Source organism: Salinispora mooreana (genome assembly GCF_000379065.1).
Classification (GTDB): Bacteria; Actinomycetota; Actinomycetes; order Mycobacteriales; family Micromonosporaceae; genus Micromonospora; species Micromonospora mooreana.
Window position 1 is genome coordinate 2,554,073 of record NZ_KB900614.1, and the last position, 26,992, is coordinate 2,581,064.

Annotated in this window: 26 protein-coding genes and 1 pseudogene; 5 read left to right on the plus strand and 22 right to left on the minus strand. The window is 70.2% G+C overall.

Going from position 1 to position 26,992, the window contains the following annotated elements; translation table 11 throughout:
• Positions 1-64: 64 nt before the first annotated feature.
• Positions 65-337 (plus strand): DUF2631 domain-containing protein, encoded by a 273-nt coding sequence (locus SALPAC6_RS27655; protein WP_080636034.1) that lies wholly within the window; start codon positions 65-67, stop codon positions 335-337.
• 92 nt (positions 338-429) lie between these two features.
• Here the strand turns inward: SALPAC6_RS27655 and SALPAC6_RS27660 are convergent, their stop codons facing one another.
• From SALPAC6_RS27660 to SALPAC6_RS0112090, 8 genes are all read right to left on the minus strand, one after another.
• A complete protein-coding gene (locus tag SALPAC6_RS27660; RefSeq protein WP_026189594.1) occupies positions 430-1,608 on the minus strand; it encodes a DivIVA domain-containing protein in 1,179 nt (392 codons plus the stop codon).
• Between the two features lie 51 nt (positions 1,609-1,659).
• Positions 1,660-2,778: a 23S rRNA (adenine(2503)-C(2))-methyltransferase RlmN gene (gene rlmN, locus SALPAC6_RS0112060; RefSeq protein WP_018253674.1), complete on the minus strand. Its 1,119-nt coding sequence runs from the start codon at positions 2,776-2,778 to the stop codon at positions 1,660-1,662.
• A 128-nt stretch (positions 2,779-2,906) separates the two neighbouring features.
• Entirely contained in the window at positions 2,907-4,223 is a 1,317-nt protein-coding gene (locus SALPAC6_RS0112065; RefSeq protein WP_018253675.1) for a phosphatidate cytidylyltransferase, read from the minus strand.
• Between the two features lie 305 nt (positions 4,224-4,528).
• Positions 4,529-5,086 carry a ribosome recycling factor gene (gene frr / locus SALPAC6_RS0112070; protein ID WP_018253676.1) on the minus strand — a complete coding sequence of 186 codons (558 nt, stop codon included), beginning with the start codon at positions 5,084-5,086 and terminating at the stop codon, positions 4,529-4,531.
• A gap of 68 nt (positions 5,087-5,154) precedes the next feature.
• Positions 5,155-5,922 (minus strand): UMP kinase, encoded by a 768-nt coding sequence (pyrH, locus tag SALPAC6_RS0112075; RefSeq protein WP_033661548.1) that lies wholly within the window; start codon positions 5,920-5,922, stop codon positions 5,155-5,157.
• A gap of 152 nt (positions 5,923-6,074) precedes the next feature.
• Positions 6,075-6,902 carry a translation elongation factor Ts gene (gene tsf, locus SALPAC6_RS0112080; RefSeq protein WP_018253678.1) on the minus strand — a complete coding sequence of 276 codons (828 nt, stop codon included), beginning with the start codon at positions 6,900-6,902 and terminating at the stop codon, positions 6,075-6,077.
• Between the two features lie 90 nt (positions 6,903-6,992).
• Positions 6,993-7,859 (minus strand): 30S ribosomal protein S2, encoded by an 867-nt coding sequence (gene rpsB / locus SALPAC6_RS0112085; protein WP_018253679.1) that lies wholly within the window; start codon positions 7,857-7,859, stop codon positions 6,993-6,995.
• Between the two features lie 434 nt (positions 7,860-8,293).
• A complete protein-coding gene (locus tag SALPAC6_RS0112090; RefSeq protein WP_026189595.1) occupies positions 8,294-9,244 on the minus strand; it encodes a hypothetical protein in 951 nt (316 codons plus the stop codon).
• 321 nt (positions 9,245-9,565) lie between these two features.
• Between SALPAC6_RS0112090 and SALPAC6_RS0112095 the strand changes: the two genes are divergently transcribed.
• From SALPAC6_RS0112095 to SALPAC6_RS0112110, 4 genes are all read left to right on the plus strand, one after another.
• The gene (locus SALPAC6_RS0112095; protein ID WP_018253680.1) at positions 9,566-9,922 is read left to right on the plus strand and encodes a YraN family protein; all 357 of its coding nucleotides are present in this window, start codon (positions 9,566-9,568) and stop codon (positions 9,920-9,922) included.
• Between the two features lie 15 nt (positions 9,923-9,937).
• Positions 9,938-11,458 carry a YifB family Mg chelatase-like AAA ATPase gene (locus SALPAC6_RS0112100; protein WP_018253681.1) on the plus strand — a complete coding sequence of 507 codons (1,521 nt, stop codon included), beginning with the start codon at positions 9,938-9,940 and terminating at the stop codon, positions 11,456-11,458.
• 19 nt (positions 11,459-11,477) lie between these two features.
• Positions 11,478-12,800, plus strand: coding sequence for a DNA-processing protein DprA (locus SALPAC6_RS0112105; RefSeq protein ID WP_018253682.1), 1,323 nt, complete (start codon positions 11,478-11,480; stop codon positions 12,798-12,800).
• 77 nt (positions 12,801-12,877) lie between these two features.
• Entirely contained in the window at positions 12,878-13,855 is a 978-nt protein-coding gene (locus SALPAC6_RS0112110) for a tyrosine recombinase XerC (protein WP_018253683.1), read from the plus strand.
• Between the two features lie 150 nt (positions 13,856-14,005).
• Here SALPAC6_RS0112110 and SALPAC6_RS0112115 read toward each other — a convergent pair whose 3' ends face one another.
• The 14 genes and pseudogenes from SALPAC6_RS0112115 to proS form a co-directional block, all read right to left on the minus strand.
• The gene (locus SALPAC6_RS0112115) at positions 14,006-15,247 is read right to left on the minus strand and encodes a nucleoside hydrolase (protein WP_018253684.1); all 1,242 of its coding nucleotides are present in this window, start codon (positions 15,245-15,247) and stop codon (positions 14,006-14,008) included.
• 619 nt (positions 15,248-15,866) lie between these two features.
• Positions 15,867-17,709: pseudogene (locus SALPAC6_RS25830) on the minus strand (LamG domain-containing protein); the annotation flags it as partial.
• A 326-nt stretch (positions 17,710-18,035) separates the two neighbouring features.
• The gene (locus tag SALPAC6_RS0112125; protein WP_026189596.1) at positions 18,036-18,584 is read right to left on the minus strand and encodes a M23 family metallopeptidase; all 549 of its coding nucleotides are present in this window, start codon (positions 18,582-18,584) and stop codon (positions 18,036-18,038) included.
• 216 nt (positions 18,585-18,800) lie between these two features.
• Positions 18,801-19,124, minus strand: coding sequence for a DUF2469 domain-containing protein (locus tag SALPAC6_RS0112130; RefSeq protein WP_018218957.1), 324 nt, complete (start codon positions 19,122-19,124; stop codon positions 18,801-18,803).
• On the minus strand, positions 19,121-19,933 hold the full coding sequence (locus tag SALPAC6_RS0112135) for a ribonuclease HII (RefSeq protein ID WP_018253687.1): 813 nt from the start codon (positions 19,931-19,933) through the stop codon (positions 19,121-19,123). Before SALPAC6_RS0112135 ends, SALPAC6_RS0112130 begins: the two co-directional genes overlap by 4 nt.
• 165 nt (positions 19,934-20,098) lie before the next feature.
• Complete coding sequence (gene lepB, locus SALPAC6_RS0112140; RefSeq protein ID WP_018253688.1) at positions 20,099-20,740, minus strand: signal peptidase I; 642 nt, start codon at positions 20,738-20,740, stop codon at positions 20,099-20,101.
• A 10-nt stretch (positions 20,741-20,750) separates the two neighbouring features.
• The gene (gene lepB / locus SALPAC6_RS0112145; protein ID WP_026189597.1) at positions 20,751-21,623 is read right to left on the minus strand and encodes a signal peptidase I; all 873 of its coding nucleotides are present in this window, start codon (positions 21,621-21,623) and stop codon (positions 20,751-20,753) included.
• Between the two features lie 178 nt (positions 21,624-21,801).
• On the minus strand, positions 21,802-22,158 hold the full coding sequence (gene rplS / locus SALPAC6_RS0112150; protein ID WP_011905211.1) for a 50S ribosomal protein L19: 357 nt from the start codon (positions 22,156-22,158) through the stop codon (positions 21,802-21,804).
• 142 nt (positions 22,159-22,300) lie between these two features.
• Complete coding sequence (trmD, locus tag SALPAC6_RS0112155; RefSeq protein ID WP_018253690.1) at positions 22,301-23,074, minus strand: tRNA (guanosine(37)-N1)-methyltransferase TrmD; 774 nt, start codon at positions 23,072-23,074, stop codon at positions 22,301-22,303.
• A gap of 124 nt (positions 23,075-23,198) precedes the next feature.
• Positions 23,199-23,741 carry a ribosome maturation factor RimM gene (rimM, locus tag SALPAC6_RS0112160; RefSeq protein ID WP_018253691.1) on the minus strand — a complete coding sequence of 181 codons (543 nt, stop codon included), beginning with the start codon at positions 23,739-23,741 and terminating at the stop codon, positions 23,199-23,201.
• On the minus strand, positions 23,741-24,001 hold the full coding sequence (locus SALPAC6_RS0112165) for an RNA-binding protein (protein WP_011905208.1): 261 nt from the start codon (positions 23,999-24,001) through the stop codon (positions 23,741-23,743). The genes rimM and SALPAC6_RS0112165 overlap by 1 nt, the downstream gene beginning before the upstream one ends.
• A complete protein-coding gene (gene rpsP, locus SALPAC6_RS0112170) occupies positions 23,976-24,419 on the minus strand; it encodes a 30S ribosomal protein S16 (protein ID WP_018253692.1) in 444 nt (147 codons plus the stop codon). Before rpsP ends, SALPAC6_RS0112165 begins: the two co-directional genes overlap by 26 nt.
• A 323-nt stretch (positions 24,420-24,742) precedes the next feature.
• The gene (locus SALPAC6_RS0112175; protein ID WP_026189598.1) at positions 24,743-25,390 is read right to left on the minus strand and encodes a DUF402 domain-containing protein; all 648 of its coding nucleotides are present in this window, start codon (positions 25,388-25,390) and stop codon (positions 24,743-24,745) included.
• A 186-nt stretch (positions 25,391-25,576) separates the two neighbouring features.
• The gene (gene proS / locus SALPAC6_RS0112180; protein ID WP_018253694.1) at positions 25,577-26,983 is read right to left on the minus strand and encodes a proline--tRNA ligase; all 1,407 of its coding nucleotides are present in this window, start codon (positions 26,981-26,983) and stop codon (positions 25,577-25,579) included.
• Positions 26,984-26,992: the final 9 nt, after the last annotated feature.

Here is a 26,992-nt window from a genome sequence, read left to right on the forward strand (position 1 = left end):
ACGGGCTCCCGGCGTGCCAGCGACTCCGGCCCGGGAGATGGTCGGACCCAGCGCCGGGGCCGGTATGAGGCGTGCCAGACTTACCGCAGATCAGATCACGAGGGAAGGACCGACAGTGGCAGGAAGCGAGCCGGTTACGTCTCCGGACCAACACAAGCCCGGGCACCGCAGGTCCGGACGGTTAGGCGCGGTGGTCGTCGCGCTGTCGCTGCTGGCAATGATCTGCGGTAACCACGAGGGCAGGGTCGAGGACCTCTGGCTGGTCGGCCTCGCCGTTCTGCTGCTGGCCATCGTCGTCGGTGACATCGTGCTCCGGCGCAGCGGGCTGCGCCCGTAGCCCGCACGTCAGCCACAAGACCGTGGCCCGCTCCCAGACTCAGGGAGCGGGCCACGGTCTTGTTCCGGGTCGACCCGGCGCTGTTCCGGGGGTCAACGACCGAGCAGAACGTCCTGCACATTCTTCAGGGCGGCGTCAACCTCCTCCTCGAAGTAGCCGCCTTGGACCAGGCCGAAGCGGAGCGTGCCCAGGTCCCGCGGGTTCACCGGCATCGGATTCCGCCCCTGCATCCCGCCGAGCAGGCTGTCGAAGAAGCGGTCGACCTGGTCCGGGTCGTACCCGCTGCCGAAGCGACGAACCTGGAAACTGCGGCGAATCTGGTCGACCCGGTAGAGGTCGCTGCCCGGCGGGCCGGCCATGGGCGGATCCCCCATCGGCGGGCCAGCGACCCCGGGCGGAGCCGCCATCGGCGGGCCAGCGACCCCGGGCGGAGCCGCCATCGGTGGATTGGGGACCGCCGGCGGGCTACCGAAGCCGGGCTGCGGCGAAGGCGGCCCGGGGGGCGCGGGCGGGCTGGGAGGCCCGGGGGGGCTGGGAGGCCCGGGGGGGCTGGGGACGGCCGGCGGGCCGCCGAAGCCAGGCTGCGGTGCGGGCGGACCGCCCAGCTCCCGCCCTCGCTCCGGCATCCGCATCTCGGTCGTCATGTCGGCACGCCCGTGTCGACCAACCTCGAACCCGTCAAACCGCGGTTCCTCGGGGCCGTAGCCGCCGGCAGCCGGACTCCGCGGCCGACCGCCGGGACCGTGCGGGGCCGCCGGACCGCGGGGCGGCTCGTAGCCGCCGCGGGGGGCATCGTAGCCGCCGGAGAAGGAGCCGGTGCTGTCGTCGTACCGGCCGTACGGGCCGCCGGGCTGCGCCGGCATCAACCGGGGTGGCATCGGCTGCTGCTCCGGGGGGATGCCCCGCTCGTCGTGTCTCGGTGGACCCATCTGGTCCGGTGGACCCATCCGATCCGGTGGACCCATCCGATCCGGCGGGCCCATCCGATCCGGCGGGTGGGGGGCGGCGGCCGGGGCCGAGAGGCCGCCCTGCTCCTCCAAGTCGGCAAGCTGCCGTTCGACCCGGTCGAGGTGAAGATCGACCTGCCACTCGTCATAGCCGTTGAATCGGACCCGGAAGACGACGTCGTGAACCTCCTGCGCGGACACGGGTGCGCCCACCGGTTGCCCGTCCAGCGTGGCCTCGACCCGGTCGAGGAAGACATCTACCTCGTCAACCTTGTATCCCCGGCGTAGCGACTTACGCCGGAAACGCTGACCCTGACTCGCCACTATGTCTCCTGGTCTCGTTCGCTCCACCGGGTCTCCCCGGCCCCCACGCTCTCATTGCCCCTCGGCCGCAGCCAGCTGACCACACGCTCCGTCGATCTCACGTCCCCGGGTGTCCCGCACTGTCGTGGAGACCCCGGCGGCCCGCAACCGCCGGACAAACTCCCGCTCGACCGGCTTCGGGCTCGCATCCCAGCGGCTACCCGGAGTGGGGTTGAGCGGGATCAGGTTCACGTGGGCCAACCGGTCGGCCAGCAGCCGCCCAAGCATGTCGGCTCGCCACGGCTGGTCGTTCACGTCCTTGATCATTGCGTATTCGATCGACACGCGACGTCCCGTGCGGGCCGCGTACTCCCAGGCCGCCCCCAGCACCTCGGACACCTTCCAGCGCTGGTTGACGGGCACGAGTTCGTCGCGCAGCTCATCATCGGGCGCATGCAGCGACAACGCAAGGGTCACGGAGAGGTCTTCGCTGGCCAGCCGCCGGATAGCCGGGACCAGACCCACCGTGGAAACGGTGATGTGCCGCTGGGACAGCCCCAGCCCTTCCGGCGCGGGTGCCACCAGCCGGCGAATCGCCGCCAGCACCCGGTTGTAGTTGGCCAGTGGCTCCCCCATCCCCATGAACACCACGCGAGACAACCGCGGCGGGGACCCGGCGACAGCGCCAGAGGCGGCCACGCCGGCCAGGTAAACCGCTTGATCAACGATCTCAGCGGTGGAGAGGTTGCGGGTCAGGCCCGCCTGGCCGGTCGCGCAGAAGGGGCAGGCCATCCCGCATCCCGCCTGGCTGGAGAGACAGACCGTCACCCGGTCCGGATAGCCCATCAGCACGCTCTCGACCAACGAGCCGTCGTGCAGCCGCCAGAGCGCCTTGTGGGTCGCCCCGTCGTCACACGCCAGCTCCCGCACCGGCGTCAACAGGGTGGGCAGCAACTGGTCTGCCAGCTTCTGCCGAGTGGCCGACGGCAGGTCAGTCATCTGCTCCGGATCGCGGACCAGGCGGCCGAAGTAGTGGGTCGACACCTGCCGAGCCCGGAACCGCGGCTCGCCCAGCTCGGCGACCAGATCCTGGCGACCGCCGAGATCGAGGTCGGCGAGGTGTCGCGGGGGCATCGCCGCGCGGCGGGCGGAGGCGTCGGGGTTGACCGGGGTCAAGGGCAGACTCGTCATGACCCATCCAGTCTGTCACGCCGGAACCGGAGGCCGCCGCTGTGGATCCGCCAGCCTCGCCCCGATTCGGCCGACAACGCTGATGGAGGCGGGGCGTGCCCGGCGGCGGGCACCGGGTAGCCCACGACTCAGCCCGTCACCGGGACGAAGAGCGCAAGCAGCAGGTACGCCGTCGGGAGGGCGAAGAGAACCGAGTCGAGCCGGTCCATCAGGCCGCCGTGCCCCGGCAGCAGGTTACTCATGTCCTTCACCCCGAGGTCTCGCTTGATCATGGATTCGGCCAGGTCGCCCAGGACGGCCGCGGCGGAGACAGCCACCCCGAAGAGCGCTCCCCACCAGGGCGCCACATCGAAGAACAGCCAGATCAGCAGGGCGCCACCGAGGGCCGCGGCGCCGAGCGAACCCGCCAGCCCCTCCCAGGACTTCTTCGGGCTGATCGTCGGGGCCATCGGATGCCGACCGAGGTTGGCGCCGGCCGCGTACCCACCGGTGTCGGAGAGCACCACCGCGGCCAATGTCACCAACACCCGCAGCGCACCGTCCTCCGCCGCCGCCATCAGCGCGGCAAACCCACCGAGAAACGGTACGTAGACAGCGATCAGGGTGGTCGCGAGGGCGTCCCGGCGAAACCCGGCCAGCCCGTCACCCAGTCGCCACACCAGGGCGCCGAACACCGTGACGACCAAGCCGAGGGTCAGGGCATCGGGCCCGGCGAACCAGGCCAGTCCGGTCACCAGCACGCTCCCCGCGGCCAGCGGAACCAGCGGCGGGTGGAGACCCGCGCGACCGACCGCTTGGGTCATCTCCCAACAACCGACCGCCAGCGCCCCCGCGACGACCACCACGAAGGCGAACGGGTAGAGGAAGAGGGGCACGAGGACAAGGGCACCGAGGCCAACCCCCACTCCGATGGCCGCCGGTAGGTTACGGCCGGCCTTGCCGGACGACCGCTGTCGGGCCGCGGCGCCGGTGGCACGACGCCGTCCCGGCCCACGCCGCCCCCGCGGTGGCGGCTGCGCGGCCGGGTCCTCGTCGGAGACTGGCCGAAGCTGGGTCGTGGGGTACTCGGACCCGGCCGGGGTGTCCCGGACCGGAGCCTGTTGGGCGGTCGGACAGTCCCGGTCGTCGGCGGGGGCGTGGCGGCCGTTTCTCGGGAACTGGTCGGGCCCACCCGCCGGCTCCGCCGGTGACCAGCCATGCCGGCCGGTGTCGCCACGGTCATGATCGGGGGGCTCTCGACGCCCCACCATCGCAGCGGCGTCCCGGGGCGCCGCACCGGGGGCCGCCTGCGGAGTGCCCCGCGACTCGGCGGGTCGGTCCGGGGAGACGGCGAACCCGCTGCTCCACTCCTCCGGCTCGAGCTCCCGCTCGGGCCACTGCGCGGCGGAGGCCGGCCGTCCCCCACCGTGTGGTTCGGCGCTGCCGGATGACTCAACGGGGGACATCACGCACCGGGAGGAGAGACGAGACCGACAACCAGACGCACAACCACAACCATGTCCCCTACCCGAATGATGTTCCCTCTGGTTGACCGACGGGTCGGCCGGTCGATCCCCGCCATTCACCGCCGGGTGCCCGAGAATCGAGCCGAGCCTACTGCACTCGCCACCCCGGCATCCGCAACCGCCTCCACCGCCCAGGCCAGCCACCGGGACGGCCGGTGCGGTGCCGAGCCGCGACAGAAGGGCGGCACCGGCGGCCCCGAAAGGGGCGTGGTCGCCGGTGCCGCGTCAGCAGTCGGGCAGCGAGGTCAGACCTCGAGCAGCTCGGCTTCCTTGTGCTTGATCAACTCGTCCACGGTGCCGACGAAGCGCTGGGTCAGATCATCCAGCTCCTTCTCACCACGGCGCCCGTCGTCCTCGCCGACCTCACCGGCCTTGACCAGCCGGTCCAGCTCCTCCTTGGCCTTGCGGCGGATATTGCGGACCGCCACCTTGGCCTCCTCCCCCTTGTGCCGCACCACCTTGATCATCTCGCGGCGACGCTCCTCGGTCATCTGCGGGAGGAGAATGCGCAGCTGGTTACCCTCATTGTTGGGGTTAACCCCAAGATCGGAGTCGCGGATCGCCCGCTCCATGGCGTTGGTCTGCGAGGTGTCGTACGGCTTGATGATGACCATACGGGGCTCTGGCACCCCGATCGACGCCATCTGCGGCAACGGGGTCGGACTGCCGTAGTAGTCGATGATGATCTTGGAGAACATGGCGGCGCTGGCGCGACCCGTACGGATGGCCCCGAACTCCTCCTTGGCGTGTTCGATGGCACGCCCCATCTTCTCCTCGGCCTCGAGGAGGGTTTCGTCGATCACCGTTCTCCTCGCCTCCTTCTATGCTCGTCGTGGCTGGTCGTGTCGGAGGACCGTCGAGGTCGAACCGCTCAGGTGGTGATCAGGGTGCCGATCTTGTCGCCACCCACGGCCCGGGTAATGGTGTCGTCGCCCTGGGCGCCGAAGACCAACATCGGCAGGCCGTTCTCCATGCAGAGGCTGAACGCGGCGGCATCGGCGACCCGCAGATTTCGACGAAGTACCTCGGAGAAGGTGATCGAGTCGAACTTGCTGGCGGTCGAGTCGATCCGCGGATCCGCCGTGTAGACGCCGTCCACCCCGTTCTTGCTCATCAGCACCACATCGGCGCGGATTTCCAGGGCACGCTGCGCGGCGACGGTGTCGGTGGAGAAGTACGGCATGCCCGCACCGGCCCCGAAGATCACCACCCGCCCCTTCTCAAGGTGCCGGATGGCGCGCAGCGGAATGTAGGACTCGGCGACCTGGGCCATCGTGATGGCACTCTGCACCCGGGTCTCGATGCCCTCCTTCTCCAGAAAGTCCTGGAGTGCGAGGCAGTTCATCACCGTACCGAGCATGCCCATGTAGTCGGCCCGGGCCCGGTCCATCCCCCGCTTCTGCAACTCGGCGCCCCGGAAGAAGTTGCCTCCACCGACCACCACCGAGACCTGCACACCGCGCCGGACCACGGTCGCGATCTGCTGGGCGATGGCCTGAACAACATCGGGATCGACACCGATCGAACCCCCGCCGAACACCTCGCCGGAGAGCTTCAGCACCACCCGACGCGCGCGGCCAGGAGGCGGTGCCGTCGGATCCTCCGCCAGCAGACTCCGGTCACTCACAACCTGTGTCATCCTCCCCGCCCTTCACCATGCGTACGCCCCACACGCCGCGAATTGCCGCCACCGACCCTATGTGACGAGGAGGCCGCGGTGCTTGACACGTACACCGGCGACCTCCTCGTCCACGTTCCCGTCCCGAGCGCCGGCAAGCGCTCGGGCTCGGCTCAGGCCTGGCCGACCTCGAACCGGATGAAGCGGGTGACCTCAACCCCGGCCTCGGCCAGAACCTGCCGCACCGGCTTCTTGTTGTCGGTGACCGACGCCTGCTCCAGCAGGACGAAGTCCTTGAAGAAGGAGTTCACCCGACCCTCGATGATCTTCGGCAGCGCCGCCTCGGGCTTGTTCTCCTCCCGGGCGGTCTGCTCGGCGATACGCCGCTCGGACTCGACGATCTCCGCCGGCACCTCGTCCCGGCTCAGGTACTGCGGGCGCATCGCGGCGATCTGCATCGCCACACCCCGCGCGTCGGCGTCACCCGCCTCATCGGTCTTGCCGGTGTACTGCACCAGCACACCGACGGCCGGCGGCAGATCCTGCGCCTTACGGTGCAGGTAGACCGCGACGGTGCCGTCCAGCTTCGCGAACCGGTTCAGCACCAGCTTCTCGCCGATCTTGGCGGACTGCTCCTGGACCAGCTCGGCGACGCCCTTGCCATCGATCTCACTGGCCAGCAGTTCCTCGGCGTTGCTCACGCCGGTGCGCTCACCGTGCTCGACCAGCTGCTGGGCCAGCGCGACGAAGCTGTCGGTCTTGGCGACGAAGTCCGTCTCGCAGTTCAGCTCCAGCAGGGCCTTGCCGGAGTGCGCGACCAAGCCGTTGGCGGCGGTCCGGCCAGCCCGCTTGCCGACATCCTTGGCGCCCTTGACGCGCAGAACCTCGACAGCCTGGTCGAAGTCGCCCTCGGCCTCGATCAGCGCCTTCTTGCTGTCCATCATGCCGGCGCCGGTGAGGTCGCGGAGCTTCTTGACATCCGCGGCGGTGAAGTTGGACATGACTCTCTCTTCAGTGGTGAGACTGCGGGTGGGATGGTCTGGATGAGGATGTACCCGGACCCCGGCCGAACGGCCGGGACGGGTAGACGGTCACTCCGCGGCGGCTGCCGCCGGCTGCTCGTCGGCCTTGGCCGGCTGCTCGTCGGTCTTCGCCGGCTGCTCGTCGGTCTTCTTCGGCTCCTCGAGCAGCTCGCGCTCCCACTCGGCCAGCGGCTCGTCGGTGGCGACGCCCGCCTCCGGCTTCTCGTCGGTGCCCCGACGGCGACCGGAACGGGCGATCAGGCCGTCGGCGACTGCGGCGGCCACAACCTTGGTCAGCAGCTCCGCCGAGCGGATCGCGTCGTCGTTACCCGGAATGGGGTAGTCGACCTCGTCCGGGTCGCAGTTGGTGTCGAGCACCGCGATGACCGGGATGCCCAGCTTGCGGGCCTCGTCAACGGCGATGTGCTCCTTCTTCGTGTCGACCACCCAGATCGCGGCCGGGAGCTTCTGCATGTCCCGCAGACCCCCGAGGGTGCGCGACAGCTTTCCCTTCTCGCGGTTGAGCTGCAGGGTCTCCTTCTTGGTGTAGCCGGCCGCGGTGCCGCTCAGGTCACCGAGGGCCTCCAGCTCCTTCATCCGCTGGAGCCGCTTGTACACCGTCTGGAAGTTGGTCAGCATGCCACCGAGCCAGCGGTGGTTGACGTACGGCTGACCGACCCGGGTCGCCTGCTCGGCGATCGCCTCCTGCGCCTGCTTCTTGGTCCCGACGAAGAGGATGCTGCCCCCCTCGGCGACCGTCCCGCGCACGAACTCGTACGCCTTCTCGATGTAGTCGAGGGTCTGGCGCAGGTCGATGATGTAGATACCGTTGCGCTCGGTGAAGATGAAACGCTTCATCTTCGGGTTCCAGCGCCGGGTCTGGTGCCCGAAGTGGACACCACTCTCGAGCAGCTGGCGCATGGTCACGACGGCCATGGTTACTCCTTGCGTCCCCTGGTTGTTCCGCCCGGCCGGCGGCTGGGCGTCCTGGCGCCCGGTCGTCGGCCGTGGTGGGCCCGACCCAAAGGTCGGGACCAGGGAGCCGCCGCCCCACGGCAAGCCGCGGAGAGGGCGCGCGAGGTCGACCGCGCAAGGCGGTCGCCAGTCGACCAGTGTACGCCACCGCCCACTAACCCCGCGTTCGGGAGCAAGGGCCGCAACGCCGGGATTGTCGTAGGCCCCACCGCGGCCGGGGCCGGCGTTGACTGGCCGGGCCGACCGGGTCGGTTGCCGGCCACCAGACAGGGTTAGCGGCTGCCGGATCAGAGTTGACCGGCCGGCAGGGCCAGGGCTGACCCGGCCAGCCGGACCAACCGGCGTCGGCGGGCCGGGCAGGCCCGGATGAACCCGCAGCCAGCCCGACCGGCAGATCAGCCGACCGCGAGCGCCGCCGCCACGAAGAGCACCAGGCCGGCGATGAGATGGGCCGTCGGCGGACGCAGCCAACCGCGACCATCCGGCCACGACAACCCACCGGCACGCAGCCCGTACAGGCCCACGGCGAAGATCGGCACCCCGCCGACGAGGAACATCCCGGCCAGCACGTTCGCCACCACCAGTTCCCCGGTCAACCCGTCCAGCAACACCCGCAGCGCCGGCACCTCGAAGGCCAGCACCAGGACGGCGAAGATGACCGCGAACATCGGGCGACGCGTCCGATAGACACCGTCGCTCGCCGCAGGAGCCGGCGTCGCCGCAGGAGCCGGCGTCGCCGTGGGCGACAGATCACCGCGCGGCCCGACCGGCGGCATCGCTCCGGTCGGCTGCTCCAACGGGTTCACCGCCTCGTCGGCGGGGCGCTTCGGCTCCACGATCGGGTACCCGCCCAGCGCGCCCGGCCGCCCCGGCTCCGCGACCGGACCGGCTCCACCGAAGGCGTCCGCGCTGGAGGCCGAGAGTTGGTCACGCGCCTCCCGCGAGCGCCGCCCCGGCCGGTCGGCAGCGGTGTCGCCGGTGCTCTCCGGATCGGCAGCCCGCCGCGAGCGGCTCGGCCGGTAGCCCTCAGTCTCGGACCGGGCGTCGCCGTACGCACCCATGGCGCTGAACCGTCCGGAATCGTCCTCACTGACCTGAAACGCACCGGAGTCCTCCGGACTGGCGAGCCCTCCCCGTCCGTCGCCAAAGTCCCCGTACCGACTCTCCCCGCCACCCTGCTCGAGGCCCCGGGGGTCCCCCTCGCTGTAACGGCGCTCACCCCGCCACGTCGGCTCCTGATAACCCCGCTCCCGATCGTCGTGGTACCAACGCGACTCCTGATCTTCAGTGAAACTCCGTCGTCCGTCCACGTCGGCACCGTATGCGACCGACTGCCCGGACGCCATTCGCCGGGTAGTCGGCCCCAACCTGCACCAATCCACCAATCCTTGGTCACCCAGCCATCACTCTCCGTGTTCAACACAGTGGTCCGCTCCCACCACACGTCGGGGTAGGCCACGATCACCGCCGAAGGCGATCTCCTTGGCCCGGCGAGAGCATGATCGCCGCCCCCAGCCCGGCCGACGCCCTCAGCACGACGGGCGTTTGATCAGCACCGATAGCACGGCGAGAGCGTGATCGTCCGTGCGTCCACAGGCGCCCCCGTCGTCCACAGGCCCGCCCCGCCCGGACCACGGCCCGGAGCCGGCCCGGGCACCGTGCCGGGCATGAGCAGACACCACCAGTCGGTGGGCGCATACGGAGAACGCTGCGCCCTCCGACACCTGATCACGGCAGGGCTACAGCCGGTGGCCCGCAACTGGCGCTGCCCACACGGCGAGATCGACATCATCGCCTGGGACGGCCCGGTCCTCGCCATCTGCGAGGTCAAAACCCGACGCACCGACACCTTCGGCACCCCCGCCGCGGCCGTGACCGGCACCAAGGCCCGCCGGCTACGTCTCCTCGCCGCCCACTGGCTCGCCGAGACCGGCACCCGGGCCGACGAGGTCCGCTTCGACGTGCTCTCCATCCGCCTCACCGGTGGCCCGCCCCGCGTCGAGCACCTGAAAGGGGCCTTCTGACATGGGAGCGCACCAATGAGCTACGCCCGGGTCTGCTGCGTCGGCCTGGTCGGGGTCACCGGGCATGTACTGCAGGTCGAAGCCGACCTCGCCCCCGGCCTGCCCACCGTGGCGATCACCGGCCTACCGGACACCGCCCTGCACGAGGCGCGCGACCGCGTCCGGGCCGCCGTGGTCAACTCCGGTCGGGCCTGGCCCAACCGCCGGATCACCATCAACCTGCTCCCCGCCACCCTGCCCAAACACGGCTCCAGCTTCGACCTCGCGATCGCGGTAGCGGTGCTGGGCAGCGCCGGGGAGCTACCACTGGCGCCGCTGGATCAGGTGGTGCTCCTCGGCGAGCTGGGCCTGGACGGCACCGTCCGGCCCGTCCGCGGCGCCCTGCCCATGGTCGCCGCGGCGGCCCGCGCCGGCCACCACCGGGTGGTCGTTCCTCTCGACAACGCCACCGAGGCGGGCATGATCCCCAGCATCCAGGTCCACGCCGTCCACAGTCTCCGCCAGTTGGCCGCCTTCCTCACCGACGGCACCCCCCTGCCGCAGCCGCCTCCAGCCACCCCGGCGGGCCCAGCCTCCACCCTCGACCTGGCCGACGTCGCCGGACAGAGTCTGGGCCGGCGCGCCCTGGAGATCGCCGCCGCCGGCGGCCACCACCTCGCCCTACTCGGCGCGCCCGGCGCCGGCAAGAGCATGCTCGCCGAACGGCTCCCGTCGGTCCTGCCCGAGCTGCCCGACGACGCCGCGATGGAGGTGACCTCGCTGCACTCGATCGCCGGCCTGACGCCCACCGGTGGGCAGTTGATCCGACGACCACCGTTCCAGGCGCCGCACCACACCGCCACGGTCTCGGCGTTGGTCGGTGGAGGCTCCGGCCTCGCCCGCCCCGGCGCGGTATCCCTGGCCCACCGGGGCGTGCTGCTGCTCGATGAGGCTCCCGAATTCGATCGGCGCGCTCTCGACGCCCTCCGGCAGCCGCTCGAGCACGGCCGGGTCCGGTTGGCCCGCTCCCGAGGCGCCGCCGAATACCCGGCCCGGGTGCAGCTCGTCCTGGCCGCCAACCCCTGCCCCTGCGCCAAGCCGGCCGGGGACATCTCCTGCGACTGCACGCCACTCGCCCGACGCCGCTATCTCGGCCGCCTCTCCGGCCCGCTCCTCGACCGGGTCGACATCCAGGTGACCGTGCGGCCGGTACGCGCCGCCGAGCTGATGCAGGTGAGCTCCGGCGGTGAGCCGTCACGCGTGGTGGCCGCCCGGGTCGCGGCAGCCCGCGCGGCGGCCGTCGACCGCTGGTCCCGCCTCGGCCGACGGAGTAACGCCGAACTGCCCGGGCCGGTGCTGCGGCGGCCACCCTGGTGCCTACCCGGCCCGGACATCCGGGAACTACGTGCCCGGCTCGACCGGGGATCACTCTCGGCCCGGGGCTTCGACCGGGTTCTCCGGTTGGCGTGGACGATCGCCGACCTGGACGGTCGGCAGCGCCCCGACGCCGAGGACGTCCGGGAGGCGATCGGCCTGCGCACCGGGGAGGCCCTGTGACCAGGCGGGGAGAGGCCCTGTGACCGCTTGGGGAGCAGCCGGCGAAGGCTCCGGGCCGGCGGGACATCCGGAGCCGGCCGGGATACGACACCCGACGGGTGACCGATCCGCGGCGGCGCGCGACGCCGACCGACTCGCCCGAGTGGCGCTGACCTGGATCGCCGAACCAGGTAACCGGTCCGTCTTCAGCTTGGTCGAGCAGCACGGTGCGGTTGGCGCGCTGACCCTGCTGCGGGAGGGCGGCGCTCCCGAGGACGCCCTGCGGCAGACCGTGGCAGCCCGACTCTCGGCCGGAGACCCGCTGGCCGTAGCCGCAGAGGCCGTGGAGCGCGCCGACCGCCTGGGCGCCCGGCTGGTGACGCCGGTCGACGACGAGTGGCCACCGCCCGTCGCCGACCTACACCGCCTCGTGCTGGCGGGTTCGACCCGCCGGGTCGACCGGGAGACCGCCCCGCCGCTCTGCCTCTGGGTGCGGGGTGGGCACCCCCTGGCCGAGACGCTGGACCGGTCGGTCGCGGTGGTGGGCGCCCGGGCCGCGACCGGCTACGGCCTCCACGTGGGCACCGAGCTGGCGTACGGACTGGCCGAGCGGGGTTGGACGGTCGTCTCGGGCGGGGCGTTCGGAATCGACGCCGCCGCACACCGGGGGGCGCTGACCGCCGGCGGGCTGACCGTCTCCGTGCTCGCCTGCGGCCTGGACCGGCCCTACCCGACGGGCAACACCGCCCTCTTCGACCGGATCGCCGAGACCGGGCTGCTGGTCAGCGAGTGGATACCGGGAGCGGATCCGCTGCGGCCCCGGTTCCTCATCCGCAACCGGGTGATCGCCGCGGCGACCCGGGGCAGCGTGCTGGTCGAGGCCGCCGCCCGCAGCGGAGCGACCCAGACGATGCACCGTGCCCTGGCGATCGCCCGGCCGGCGATGGTGGTGCCCGGCCCGGTCACCTCCACCATGTCCGTCGGGGCGCACGAGCTGCTTCGGCAGTACCCGGAGGCCCGGCTGGTCGTCTCCCCCGCGCAGGTGCTCGAGGAGGTGGGTCGCATCGGCGGGGACCTGGCACCGCAGGTCCGCGGGCCCGCCCGGGTACGGGACCAGCTCGACGACGAGTCCATGATGGTATTGGAGACGCTGCCCCGGCGAGGCGTACGCGGAGTTGACGACATCGCCGCCCGGTCCGGGGTAGGGGCCCGGACAGCGCTGCGCAAGCTGGCCCTCCTCGAGGAACTGGGCCTGGTCAGCCGACGCGGCGACGGGTACGCGCTCTCGCCCCCGTTGACGCGGCAGGAACCGCTGACGTTTCAGGAGCCGTCGGGGCCGCAGGGGCCGGCAAGGCGCCCGTAGGCTGATCGGGTGCACGCCCACAAGCAGCTCACCATCGGCCCGCCGGGCCGGCCCACCAATTGGTGCGAGGCCCGCCGGTGAAGCGAGGCGAAGCGACCCGGGCCCGGCACGCGGCGCTGCCTGCGCCACTACGCGAGGCGGCGGACGACTTCGCGACCCACCTAGCCCAGGTCCAGAACCGCTCCGCCCACACCGTGCGGGCGTACGTCGCCGATGTCATCAGTCTGCTCGACCACGCCGTACGGGCGGGAGCCCAGAGTCCCGCTGACCTCACGCTGGCACAGATCCGCAGCTGGCTTGCCCGGCAGCGCACGACGGGAGCCGCCCGGACCACACTGGCCCGAAGGTCCGCCGCAGCCCGCACCTTCAGCACCTGGGCGCACCGCGACGGCCGACTACCGACCGACGTCGCCGCCGGCCTGGCCAGTCCGCGCGCCCACCGGGAGCTACCCGCCGTACTCCCGGTTGATCAGGCCGCCGCCCTGGTGGAGGCGGCGCACGCGGCACCCCCGGAGCAGCCGACCGACGACGTCCCGCCAGGGACCGCCGACCCGGCCCGGCTGCGAGACCGGCTACTGCTGGAGCTGCTGTACGCGACAGCGGTCCGGGTCAGCGAGGCGTGCGGCCTTGACGTCGCGGACGTGGACCCGGGCCGGCGGGTGCTCCGGGTGTTCGGCAAAGGGGGTCGGGAACGCAGCGTGCCGTACGGAGTTCCGGCGCAACGGTCACTCGACGCGTGGCTACGTCACGGCCGCCCCCGGCTGGTCGGCGCTCGGTCGGCGAACGCGCTGCTGCTCGGGGCGCGGGGCGGCCGGCTCAACCCGACCACCGCGCGGGGGATCGTCGGCCGGTACGCGACCGCGGCGGGCCTGCCCCGGACCAGCCCGCACGGGCTGCGGCACGCGGCGGCGACCCACCTGCTGGAGGGGGGCGCGGACCTGCGGGCGGTGCAGGAGCTCCTCGGACACTCCTCGCTGGCCAGTACCCAGATCTACACCCACGTGTCGGTCGAGCGGCTGCGGGCCGCGCACCGCCAGGCCCACCCTCGTGCGTGAACCCGACGGCCCGTCCACGGTTACGCCCCCACGCCATGTGGCGTGGGGGCGTAACCCGTGCTTGGCAGGCTCCCGCTACTCAGGTCGCAGCTCTGAACCGCCCTACCGTCGACTCAGCGCTTCGCCCGAAGTGTTCGCTCCACGGAAGGCTCACCAGGCCGCCCGGTCGGCGCCTTCGCCGGTCGGGGCGGTGCCGTCGTCGGTCTGCACCGCACCCTCATCGGTCGGCACCGCCTGCTGGTCAGTCCGCACCGCACCCTCACCGGTCGATGTAGCAGCACCCTCATCAGTCCGCGCAGTGCCCTCATCCGTCGACAAGGTGCCCTCGTCAGTCAATGCAGCAGCACCTTCGTCAGTCCGCGCGCTGCCCTCGCCGGTCGACAAGCCGCCCTCGTCGGTCTGCATTGAGCCTTCATCGTTGCGCAGAATCTCCGGATGCTTCCACCCGACTTCGCCGCCAACTGCCTGCAGAATAGCCTGTTGGTAGCGGCCTGCCGCTTCCTTGCTCGTGAAGCCCGTGCACGAGGTGACCTGCCGGGTGTCAGTGATCTCAGGCGAGAACCAGTCGTAGATGTCTGTTTCTCCGGCCTCCGCTGTCGCTGGCGAACCGGTCTTCAGCCGGTAGCCCACCTGCTGGCAGACCTGGTCCTGCGGCCGAATCAGGTGCCATGCGGCGGCTGCGTCAAAAATCGGGTACGCGGGACCAAAGTCCATCTCCTTCAGCATTTCCAGGCGCGGCATCGAGGACTCACCGTAGAAACGCGCCAGCGGATCCGGGCTACTGGCCAGCCGCTCCAACTCCGGGATCGGGATCGGCGCCAGCGAGGAGAGGTCGAAGGTGATGGCCGTAAAAGGAATAGACGTCTGATCTAGGATAATCTGCTCGGCGCGAGGGTCCATGATGTAGTTGAAGTCAACCAACGGGGTTCCGAACACCTCGAACACCGTTGTCGGCTTGCTGCCAACGAGGGCGACAATTCGGGAGATGAGGGAGGCCTCCTCCGGAAAGTTCATAGCCAGACACGCCACGTCGGTCAACGGACCGATCGCCAGGATCGTCAACCCGCCGGTCTCCCGCAGCTGGTCGGCCATGAACCGAACACCATCGTTGACGCAGGTGCCGGTCAGATCCGCACCACCGGTGGTCTGCTGGGCCTCGACCGGCAACCAGACCTCCGCCCCCTGCACCACGGGTATATCCGCACCGAGTGCATCAACCGTCGCCTGGGCGGTTACCACGGTCGGCCTGACCATCGAGTTTCCCATGGTCGTCACAACGCCTCGCACATCAACGCCATTAGCCAGGGCGAGGGCGAGCGCGTACGAGTCATCAATATCGGGAACCGAGGTGGACATACCGTTACGGGCGCCCGTGGTCAGCCCCATCGACATGTCAGTAGAGAAAATCACGGGTTCACGGATACGATCACCCGGATATTGGGGCTCCTCATAGTAGTAGGGCGGGAGAGCACGGCTACCGTCATCGGGAGCACCCCAACCCTCGTCCTGCACCGCTGGAGAAGCGCCCGGCGTTAACGGCGACGCGGGTTCCGCGAGCGCGCGTGGCATACTGCCCGCGACCCCGACAGCCACGGTGCAGGCGAGCGCCCCGGCAGCAATCGTGGACGCACTCCTGAACGTCGGACGTACCATTTTCCACATCAGCATCACTTCCTGGGTGTGAAGAGTTGCGCCTCGGAACCCCCTTGCTCTCAGCCGGCGCAGTGGACTCGACGTTCCGCCGACACCAAGCGATACCGGTAGTGCACACCCGTACGACACCTGAGCCAGGTGCAGCAGCTATGCGAGGTTTGTTCACGAGCGCTGTCAGTCATCACAGTATCCAGGCTTTGGGCGGTATTATGGGTTTGCCTCGGGTTTGACCGGATCGGGTAGCCCGTTCGGGGGACGGCACCACATACACCGACACCCGGGTGTCGACCTGCCCCACGCCCGCAGCCGAGGCGAGCCGAATGGCGAACCTGCCACAAGCCAGCCCCTGATGGGGCAACGCGCCATCAGGGGGCCTACCCAGATACACGGCGGAGTCCACGTCCGGTGGGCTCGGGCTCGACTTGTCGTACAGGAACTGGCAGACATTGCGGGAGCCGTAACTGCTCCACGGACCCCAGCTGGTGTTGTCGCTGGCGCGTACCTCCCACGAGATGGGCACGTTCTCTGCGATGTGGCTCGGCACCGTGTACGAGAAGGCCAAACCGCTGGCTTTCAACGGTGTGATGTAACTACGCGACTGGGCCGTCCCACCGCTCGGCGTCCAGGTCACCTTGAACTCGGCCTTGATCTGCTCGGTGTGTGCCGAGGAGTGGTCCGGATTCCGTAGCACGCGTTCAGCCTCAGCGGTACGTCGACATACGGTGCGCCCGCACCGTATGTCGACGTACCGCCCACTGGGAGACATGGTGAGCTCGCTGGCGTTCGCGATCAGTGCGCGGTTGTAGCGGACCGAGAGGACACCATTGCTACAGAACCGCTCGGTGTGCAAGCCACTGGCCTCGTTGACTGACCGCAAACCGAGGGTCACCGTGCTCCACCCCTTGGTCGCCGCCTGCTGCACCGCCGCTTTCGCGTTCCACTCGGTTCTGGTTGGTGGAGGTGCAGGTCGACCTGGTGCTGGTCGGAGAACTGGTGGCAAGGCGTGTGGCACCGGACCAACTGGAGCCACCAGGCTGGTTGTTCCAGTTGGTGGAGGAGCTGATCCCGGCTGGCATCAGGTAGAGCGCGGCGGCCCGAGCCGTGGAGTCGTAGACGTGCTGCAACGTCACCTTGAACGTCGCCTCCAGGATTGTCCTGCCGAAATACGGGGTGCCGAGCCGGTAGAACAACCACTTGACCTTGGAGTTGAAGCACGAGTTGGGGCAGCGCCCGATCCGTTCGTACGGCTCGCCGTCGAACTTCCAATACTCCTCGTTGGGATACCCGCTGTCGACCATCGCCCAGCCGCTGTTGGTGCTGCTCTGCCAGACCGGGTCGATGTAGAGCGGAAAGGACGCCGTCGGGTCGGTCAACATGCCCTGATCCGGCGTCAGCACCAGCATGTTCTCGGTGTATTCCAGCTCGACCGGCGCCACTTTCGACGTATCACCCGGGCCTTGTGCGGAAGCAGCGCCAGGATCGGCGGAGGTACTGCTGGCGGAGGGCAGGGCCTCGGTAGCCAGCACCCCACCGGCCTCTTCGGGTCCACTGTCCCACATGGTCGGCGCGTCAGCCTGTAGGACCGGGTTGTTGGTGGCCGGGTCCAACGCCACCACGCCTCCGTCCGGGGTTTCCTCGATCGTCAACCCGACAGTGGTGACTCTGAACCGAAGGTCCTGCAGCTCTGGAAGCTCGGCCGCCGCCGGCGTCTTGACCACCAGTACGTGGGAGAAGCCCTCGACCGTCACGTTCGTGACCAGGTCCACGTCCGGGAGCACGTCCGGATACGTCGCCTGGCTGCCCACGACGACCGGCTCAGGCAGCGGCCCGTGCGGCCAGGTCAGGGTCATGCTCTTCTGATCCCGCGTCACCACCATCAACGGCACGTCGCCGCCCGGGGACAGCTGCATCACGAGCAGCGCCGCCGTTGGCCCGTTGGCACCATCGGGTTGGGCCACCAGCGTGGCGTCGGCGGGAACCCAGTCATCCCCCTGAATGACCCGGATCGGCCGTGCATGATCGTTGGCGATCAGTGTGCCGTCCGGCTGCGCGAACACGTCCCAGTACTCCGTGCGGAGCGCCAGCACCTCCACCGGCTGGTCGAGCTCCTTCGCCGCTACCAGCGCCTCCGCCTCGGTGTCCCGGACCGGATCCTCCGCCAACGCGGCGGTCGGGACCAACGGCGCCACATGAACGAACAGCGGCCGTCATCCGACGCGCCACAGACCCTCCCCCGCACGGTCTTCATATTTTGCAAACAGGAACCTTAGGAACACCTTTCCCAATACGCAAGAACAACTACAAACAGGGAGGATGAATGGTCAAAAACGGATGAATCGGTTATTCGCAACTACGCAATGTAAGATCAGGTTAATCACTAATAAGTAATTATTAAATGACTTCCTGCTTCCACAGCAGGCCTATGCTGTCAATGTAGTTAAAGGAAGATGAAAGCCCTGTATTTTACCAAAACGCCTGATAACACCCTGCAAGTCCTCAGACGCCGACCCACTGGTCGGCATGTCCGCTACCGAGGCGCACCGTCGAGTGGCAGCAGCCGCACCGACCCCCGACCGAGCAGCGCCAACGGATCCAGGTAGGTGTCGCCTCGACGCAGACCCCAGTGCAGGCACGCCGGAGCCAGACAGCCCGGGTGCCCAGCCCGCAGCAGACCGATCGGCACTCCGGCCAGGACCGGAGTGCCGACCTCGACATCGGAGTGCACCGGCTCATAGGTGGTCCGCAGGCCGGCGGCGTGGGTCACGGTGAGCACCGGGCGGCCAGCCACGGCACCGGCGAAGGTGACCACACCATCACCTGCTGCCAGCACTGGCGCGCCGGCGTCGGCCGCCAGGTCAACGCCGCGGTGGCCGGGCAACCAGGGCTGCGGCGGTGGGTCGAACCGTCGCACGACCGGCGACTCCCCGGGCAGCGGCCACCGGAAGGTGGGAGGCGCCCCGGGCGACAGGGAGCCCACCACCAGCGACCTGGGCCCGACCACCGGCGGGGCGGGCACGGCGGGCGTGGTGGTCAGCCCGGCGCTGAGCAGGATGGCGAGGATCGGGGACGGCTCCATGGCGGCAGCCTGCCCGGACGGCCGGTCGGCTGCCACCCTCCAACCAGCTCACCTGTGGACAGCCACCAACCCTGTGGAGGGGAGCACGGGAAGCGATTCGATCTGCTAGACGAGGCCGGCCTGGGCCCGCTGATGGAATCGGGTGACGTGCGGTCAGGGCGGCGGAGCTGGACCCGCCGGGGGGGGGGAACGGGAGGGGTCAGCGAGGTTCGGAGGTCAGTTGCCGAACCCGGAGTCGGCCGGCAGCGAGATATCCGGTTTCTCCAGCTCTTCTACATTGACATCCTTGAACGTCATTACCCGGACGTTCTTGACGAACCTGGCAGGACGATACATGTCCCAAACCCAGGCGTCGTGCATCTCGACCTCGAAGTAGACCTCACCGTCCGAGTTACGCACGTGCAGGTCGACCTGGTTCGCCAGATAGAACCGACGCTCGGTCTCCACGACGTAGGAGAACTGGCGGACGATGTCGCGGTACTCCCGGTAGAGCTGCAGCTCCATCTCCGTCTCGTACTTTTCGAGATCTTCCGCGCTCATCCCATCCCGCCTTCCATGGCCACATCATTCCCCACCGACGCCGCAGCCCAGGGCCGCTCGCCCAACGCCACGCCGACGGTACCCTTTGCCGCCCCAGCGCGTTCCATCGCCTCGTCGGCCGCGGGGACCAGCGGTCGTCGGGCCCGGGGCGGGGCCCCGTGCCGGCCGGAGACGGTCGCGACATTGACGTACGAGAACCGGTGTTCCGGGCACGGCCCGCGTTCCCGCAGCGCAGCCGAGTGCTCGGCGGTGATGTAGCCCTTGTGCTCCGCGAACCCGTAACCGGGAAACTCCAGGTCCAGCCCCACCATGATCCGATCTCGGGTGACCTTGGCCAGCACGCTGGCTGCGGCGACACAGGCCGCCACCCGGTCGCCCTTCCAGACCGCCAACCCGGGCACATCCAGCCCGTCCACCCCGAAGCCGTCGGTCAGCACGTACTCCGGCGGGGTGGCCAGCGACGCCAGCGCACGACGCATCGCCGCCAGGTTGCACACGTGCAGTCCGCGCAGGTCCACCTCCGCCGCCGGGATCACCACCACCGCGTAGGCCGACGCCCGAGCGACGACCTCCGCGTACACCCGTTCCCGGCTGGCGGGGGTGAGCAGCTTGGAGTCGGCGAGCCCGGCGACTTCCCCGGGCCGCCCCGGGGGCAGGATGGCGGCGGCGGCCACCAGGGGGCCGGCACAGGCACCCCGGCCGGCCTCGTCGGCACCGGCCACCTGCCGAAATCCGCGTCGTTGCAGGGCACGCTCCAGCGCGTAGAGCCCGCCGTCGCGGCGGACGACGGTACGCGGTGGCGTCAGCATGACCCACCCCTGTCCACGCTCACCCACGGCTCGACGACCAGGTGACGGCCGGGCGCGGCGACGAGCAGCACCCCGGTGGGGCTACGGAGGGCGTGGGCGACGGTCACCGTCCCAGCCTGCCAGACGCCCTCGCCATCGCCTACCGGGCCTACCCGGCCCACCGGATCAGGTTCCGGGCCGGGGAATGGGGCCGTACTGCTCGGGGACGCTCAGCCAGCGCGCCCGGTCCAGCGGCCAGAAGATCGTGAAGGCCCGACCGACGAGACGGTCCTCGGGGATGGTCGCCTCCTGGACGTCCTCCCCCGACTGTTGCCAGTGCTGCAGCGAGTCGCCCGAGGCCGACCGGTGGTCGCCCATCACCCACAGCCGCCCCCGCGGGACGGTGATATCAAAGTCCCGATCAGCGGGCTGGTCCCGCTCGCCGCCGACGGAGTAGAGGTACGGCTCGTCCAGGGCAACCCCGTTGATCGTGATCCGCCCCTGCTCGTCGCAGCAGACCACGTGGTCGCCGCCGATGCCGACGACCCGCTTGATGAAGTCCTCCCCGTCGGGGTTACCGCTCCACGAGGTCGGCGCCTTGAAGACGACCACCTCGCCTCGCTCCGGCGGGCGAAAGTCGTACACCAACTTGTTGACCAGCACCCGATCGTCGATCTGGAGCGTGTTCTCCATCGACGGAGACGGGATGAAGAAGGTCTGCAACACAAAGGCACGTACCAGCACCGCGACCAGAATCGCCACGCCCAGGAGAATCGGCAGCTCCTTCCAGAAGGAGTTGCGGGACTTGTCGGTCTGCTCGTCAATCACGGAATGGAGCCTACGTTGCCGAGCTGGGCGGCACCGGACGGAACGCGCGAGAACTGAGCCACGCGGCCGGAAGCGGAAGGAACAGCAGCACACCACCGTCGGGGCTCGGCCCGACCGGCCGTGGCCCGCTGTCCGGGGAACCCGCCGGTGCGGGAACATTGGCGAAGGCCTCCGGAGTGGAGAGTGCACCCCACCGCGACGATGGCCACACCACGCCGACCGCCCGTCCGACCACATTGTCGATCGGCACGGGGCCCTGACAGCGGGCGTCCTGGGATACCAACCGGTTGTCGCCCAGCACGAAGAGCTGCCCGGGTGGGACGACCACCTCGTCGAAGCGACGCGCGCGGCACTCACCCGGGTTCGGCGGGAGGTCCAGCGGCGAGTCACGCCACACGTACGGCTCGTTGATGGCGATGCCGTTGACGCGCACTCGCCCCTGCTCGTCGCAGCAGCTCACCCGGTCGCCCGGCAGCCCGATGACCCGCTTGATGAAGTCCTTCTCGCCGGGGCCGCCGACCCCCACCAGATCGCCGACGGTGGCGGTGAGCCGGCGCAGGAATCCGGGGTCGGGCTCCTCGTCGAGCGGGGCGGCCCACCGCTGCGGGCCGCGGAAGACCACCACCTCGCCCCGCGCCGGGTCCCGTACGTCGTAGACGACCTTGTTGACCAGCACCCGGTCCCCGACGAGCAGCGTCTCGGTCATCGAGCCGGACGGAATGAAGAACACCTGAAGCAGGAAGGTCCGGATCAGCACCGCGAGGCAGAAGGTGACCGTCAGCAGCAGCGGCAGCTCCTGCCAGAGCGGCAACGGGCGGCGGCGTCGCCGGGCCCGGCGACGGCGTGGATCGACCGTGCCGTCCTCGTCGCGCGTCCGCACCACGCCTCCCCGGTCCGCAGAAACGACACTACCGCCCGGGGACCTGGTCGAGGCCTCCGGACGGCAGTGAACACCTGCCCCACCGCTGGGCGGGGACATCCGGCTGCGCCGGCACGTCCCGTATGGTGCCCTCCGGTTCGTACACCATACGCGCAGCTCAGAACGGGTGGTGCAGCACGATTCAGCTCGGCTGCTTCTCCCGCTTCTCCTTGATCTTCGCCTTCTTGCCACGCAGCTCACGGAGGTAGTAGAGCTTGGCCCTCCGGACATCACCTCGGGTCACGACCTCGATGCGGTCGATGGCCGGGCTGTTGACCGGATAGGTGCGCTCGACCCCCACCCCGAAGCTGATCTTGCGGACCAGGAAGGTCTCCCGCAGACCGTCACCCTGACGACGGATGACGACGCCCTGGAAAATCTGGACCCGGGACCGGTTTCCCTCGACGACCCGTGCGTGCACCTTGACGGTGTCACCGGCGCGGAAATCGGGAAGGTCGGTCCGCTTCGACTGGGCGTCAAGCGCGTCCAGGATGTTCATCGCTGCGTCCTCGCGAGCTCACGGCGCATCGTCAGTCGATGCGCGAATGGGTGATTCTGACCCCCGGATGGTCGCCGGCACTCGCCGGCCCCGGTCGAGGGTCCTCGCAGCCATCCACGGCGCGGTTGACTGCGGCAACCCCCTATTTTGCCACATCGCCGGGGGCAGCCGGGAACCCGGCCTGCTCCAACGTCACCCGGTCCTGCCGGTCCAGGCGCTCCGGAGCCAGTGCGGCGATCATGTCGGGGCGCCGGGCGACCGTCCGCACCAGGGCCTCATCCCGACGCCAGCGGGCGATCTTCCCGTGGTCCCCGGAGCGAAGCACCGCCGGCACCTCCTGGCCCCGCCAGGCAGCCGGCTTGGTGTACATCGGCGCCTCCAGCAGCCCGTGCGCGTGCGACTCCTCGTCCAGCGAGCCAACGTTGCCGAGCACCCCGGGCAGCAGCCGGGTCACCGCCTCCAGGATCACCAGCACCGCCACCTCACCACCGAAGAGCACATAGTCACCGAGGGAGACCTCGGTGACCGGCATCCGACTCGCGGCATGCTCAAGCACCCGCTGGTCAATCCCCTCGTACCGGCCACAGGCGAAGAGCAGGTGCCGCTCGGCGGCCAGTTCGTGGGCCAGCGCCTGGGTAAACGGAACACCGGCCGGCGTGGGCACCAGCAGCCGGGGTGGGTTACCTCCCGGCGGGGCGAGCGCGTCCAGCGCCTCCCCCCAGGGCTCCGGCCGCATCACCATCCCCGGCCCCCCGCCGTACGGCGTGTCGTCAACCGTCCGGTGCACGTCGTGGGTCCAGGTACGGAGGTCGTGCACCGCCAGCTGGAGGGTGCCGCCGGCCCGGGCCCTGCCGATCAGCGACAGGTCCAGCGGAGCGAAGTACTCCGGGAAGATCGACACAACGTCAACGCGCATTGTGGGGGCTCCAGAAGCTGTGCGGGCCGGACGGCCTGACCACACCGGATACCGCCCGGGAATCGAGCTGGCCGCCGGGCGGAGGTCAACCAGATCGGCGGGTCAGAGGTAACCAGGCGGCGGGTCAGAGGTCGAGCAGGCCGCCAGGCGGATCCACCACCACGCGACCACCGGCGAGATCAACCTCGGGAACGATCGCCTGGACGAACGGAATCAACACGTCCCGGCGGCCGGGACGGCGCAGCACCAACAGGTCCGCGGCGGGGGCGTGGTCAATCCGGGCGATCTCCCCCAGCCGTTCCCCCGCCGGGGTGACCACGGCCAGGCCGACCAGCTGGTGGTCGTGGAACTCCTCCGGGTCCGTCGGCGGGGCCACGTCGGTGCGGTCCACCCCGACGAGGGTGCCGCGGAGCGCCTCGGCGACGTTGCGGTCGAGCACACCCTCGAACGCCACCAGCAGCATCCGCCCCTGATGCCACCGCGCTGCCTCGACGGTCAGTTCACCCGGCACCCGGTACGCACCGGGGTGGGCGGGCACGTTCGCCCCGGGCTCGGTGCGCAGCACCGAGCCCGGGGCGAACCGCGTCTCAGGTTCGTCGGTCCGCACCTCCACGGTCACCTCACCGCGGATCCCGTGCGGTTTGCCGATCCTGCCGACGACGAGCATCAGTACGAGTCGACGATGTCGACGCGTACGCCGCGTCCACCGATGGAACCGATGACCTGGCGCAGCGCCTTCGCGGTCCGCCCGGACCGCCCGATCACCGTGCCGAGGTCCTCCGGGTGCACGCGGACCTCGAGCCGCTTGCCCCGCCGGGAATCGACCAGCCGGACCCGGACATCGTCGGGGTTGTCGACGATGCCCTTGACCAGATGCTCCAGCGCTGGACGCAGTGCCACGTCAGCCCTGCTCGCCGGAGCCCGCACCGGCCTGCTCCTCGGTCTTCGGCGCCGCCTCGGCCTTGGCGGCCTTCTTGGCCGGCTTGGTCGGGGTCTCCGCCAGACCGGCGGCGGCCTTCGCCTCAGCCTCGTAGGCCGCCTTGCGGTCGACCTGCTCGGGGGCGACCTTCAGCGGCTCGGGGGCCGGCAGGCCCTTGAACTTCTGCCAGTCGCCGGTCTTCTCCAGCAGGCGCTGCACCGCCTCGCTCGGCTGCGCGCCCACGGAGAGCCAGTACTGCACCCGGTCCGACTTGACCTCGATCACCGAAGGGTCGTACTTCGGCTGGTAGATCCCGACGAACTCGATCGCCCGGCCGTCACGCTTGGTGCGCGAGTCGGCGATGACGATGCGGTACTGCGGGTTGCGGATCTTGCCCATCCGCAGGAGCCGGATCTTTACGGCCACAGTGTTTTCGCTCCTGTTGTTTCCACCGACCCTGGACGGGTGGTGCACGGGTGAGCGCGCACTCCGGCACAGTGGGGTTGGGCCGGAGACTGCTCGGGTGGACTGACGTGGTGCCCGGGTAGAGGGCGCCGGACCCACGCCGGATACCAGCCAGCCATTCTGCCAGATCGGACCGGGAGGCCTCACATCGGACCGGCCCCGGCCCACCATTCAATTATGACGAAGAGCACACTGATCCGGTCGGGGCAGGCCGACCAGACTCACGCCGGTCGGTTCCGACGGCCGAACGGGCGCCATCGGTTCCGACGGCCGAACGGGCGCCGTCAGCGGGCCGGCGGCCGGTCCCACCCGGGCGGCAGCTCCAGCGGTGCCGTCCACGCGGGCGGCGGCACGAAGTCACACCAGGTGCCGTCGAACGGGAACTCACCCGCCTCGGCTCGGGCGATCACCCGCTTCCCCTCGGCCCAGACCGCGTCCGGGTCGGGCACCCAGTAGTGCTCCGGGAAGTCGAGCCGCTCGGCGAACTCGTCCTCGTCCTTCCACGCCCAGCGCCGGTCCGCGTGGATCAGCACGTCAAGATCCTGGTCCACCACGTCAACGCCGGCGAGCCCACCGTCGTCCCAGCGCACACCGTGTTCCTCGAGGTTGACGTACCAATGGGCGAAATGCCCTTGCTCGTCCTGGAAGAACCAGACCGAGTGCGCGGCTCCAACCGGCAGGAACTTCAGCAGGGGTGGCCCCTGCCACCGAGCGAGCGTCAGCCGGTACGCCGAGACGATCCACTCGGCGAAGGGAACAGCCCGCATCCCGACTCCGGCGTCGGTGGTCTCGCTGGCCACCAGGGAGCCCCGGGGGATCCACAGCAGCAGCCCCCGGTCGTCATCACTGACCACGCGCGCCGGACGAACCCAACCGATCCGCCCCCGCCGCACGTTGCGGTGCACCACCAACCGCCCAGGTTCGAACCTCACCTGCCCGACCCTACCGCCCGCCGACGGCCGGTCGGATCGCCGAGTCCACCCCACCCGACGACCGGTTGGAACGCCGGTGGCCCGGTTCGCTCCGCTCGCTGTCGAGCTGCCCCGTCTGTGCGCCCGAACCAGCTCGGGCCGGACCGGGTCGGTGGCGGCACCGACCCGGTCCGGTGCGGGCGTAGCTCAGTAGGCCCGGGACAGGATGGCGACCAGGTCCGGCTCGTCCTCGCTGTCCGGCACCGAGCCATCGGCCCGGATCAGGCACCGCACGGTGACGCCCTGGGCGTTCGCCTCCGCCTCGCCCTTGGCGCCGACCACCGACCACGGCACCCGGGCCCAGCCCGTCGCCGCCGCCTCGATCGCCTCGGCGAGCGTCCCCACCTCGCGGGTCCGCGCCTGCCGGGTGGCGAGCGCCTGGTCGTGCAGCGCCTGCTGGTCGGCCTCGAGCGCCGTACGCACCACAGCGACCACGTCGGCCACCGGAACCGGGGACTTCGCGCCGTCCGTCCGCCGGACCACGACCGCGTTCCCCGCGGCCAGGTCGCGGGGGCCGATCTCGACGCGGATCGGGTAGCCGCGCAACTCCGCGTCCACCGCGCGACGCCCGAAGGGGGTGTCGGTCCGGTCGTCGAGGGCGACCCGGACACCGGCATCCCGCAGCGCGTCGTGCAGCCGCGTCGCGGCCTCGCCGACCCCCTCGCCGTCCTTGACGACCATCACGTACGCCTGGACCGGCGCGAGCTTCGGCGGCACCCGCAGGCCGTTGTCGTCACCGTGGCACATGATCAGACCACCGAGCATCCGGGTGGAGGTGCCCCACGAGGTGGTCCAGGCGTACTCCCGACCCCCCTCGGCGGAGGTGTAGCTGATGTCGAAGGCGCGGCCGAAGTTCTGCCCCAGCTCGTGGCTGGTGCCCAGCTGGAGCGCCTTGCCGTCACCCATCATGCCCTCGAGGGTGTAGGTGGCGGTCGCACCCGCGAACCGCTCCCGGGCGGTCTTGAGGCCCACCTGCACCGGGATGGCGAGGACGTTGACCATCAGGTCCTCGTACGCCTCGTGCAGAATCCGTCGCGCGTAGGCGCGGGCGTCCTCGCGGGTCGTGTGCGCGGTGTGCCCCTCCTGCCAGAGGAACTCGCTGGTCCGCAGGAAGATGCGGGGGCGCAGCTCCCAGCGGACCACGTTCGCCCACTGGTTGAGCAGCAACGGCAGGTCCCGGTACGAGTCGACCCACTTGGCCATGAACTCGCCGATGACGGTCTCGCTGGTCGGGCGCACCACGACCGGCTCGGCGAGCTGCTTGCCGCCGCCGTGGGTAACCACCGCCAGCTCCGGCGAGAAGCCCTCGACGTGCTCGGCCTCGCGTTTGAGGTGGCCCTCCGGGATGAAGAGCGGGAAGTACGCGTTCTCCGCGCCGGCAGCCTTGATCCGGTTGTCCATCTCGGCCTGCATCCGCTCCCAGATGGCGTAGCCGGCTGGTCGGATCACCATGGTCCCCCGGACCGGGCCGTTGTCGGCCAGCTTCGCCTTGGCGATCAGGTCCTGGTACCAGCGGGGGAAGTCCTCCGCACGGGGAGTGAGCACGCGCGCCATGACCGCACA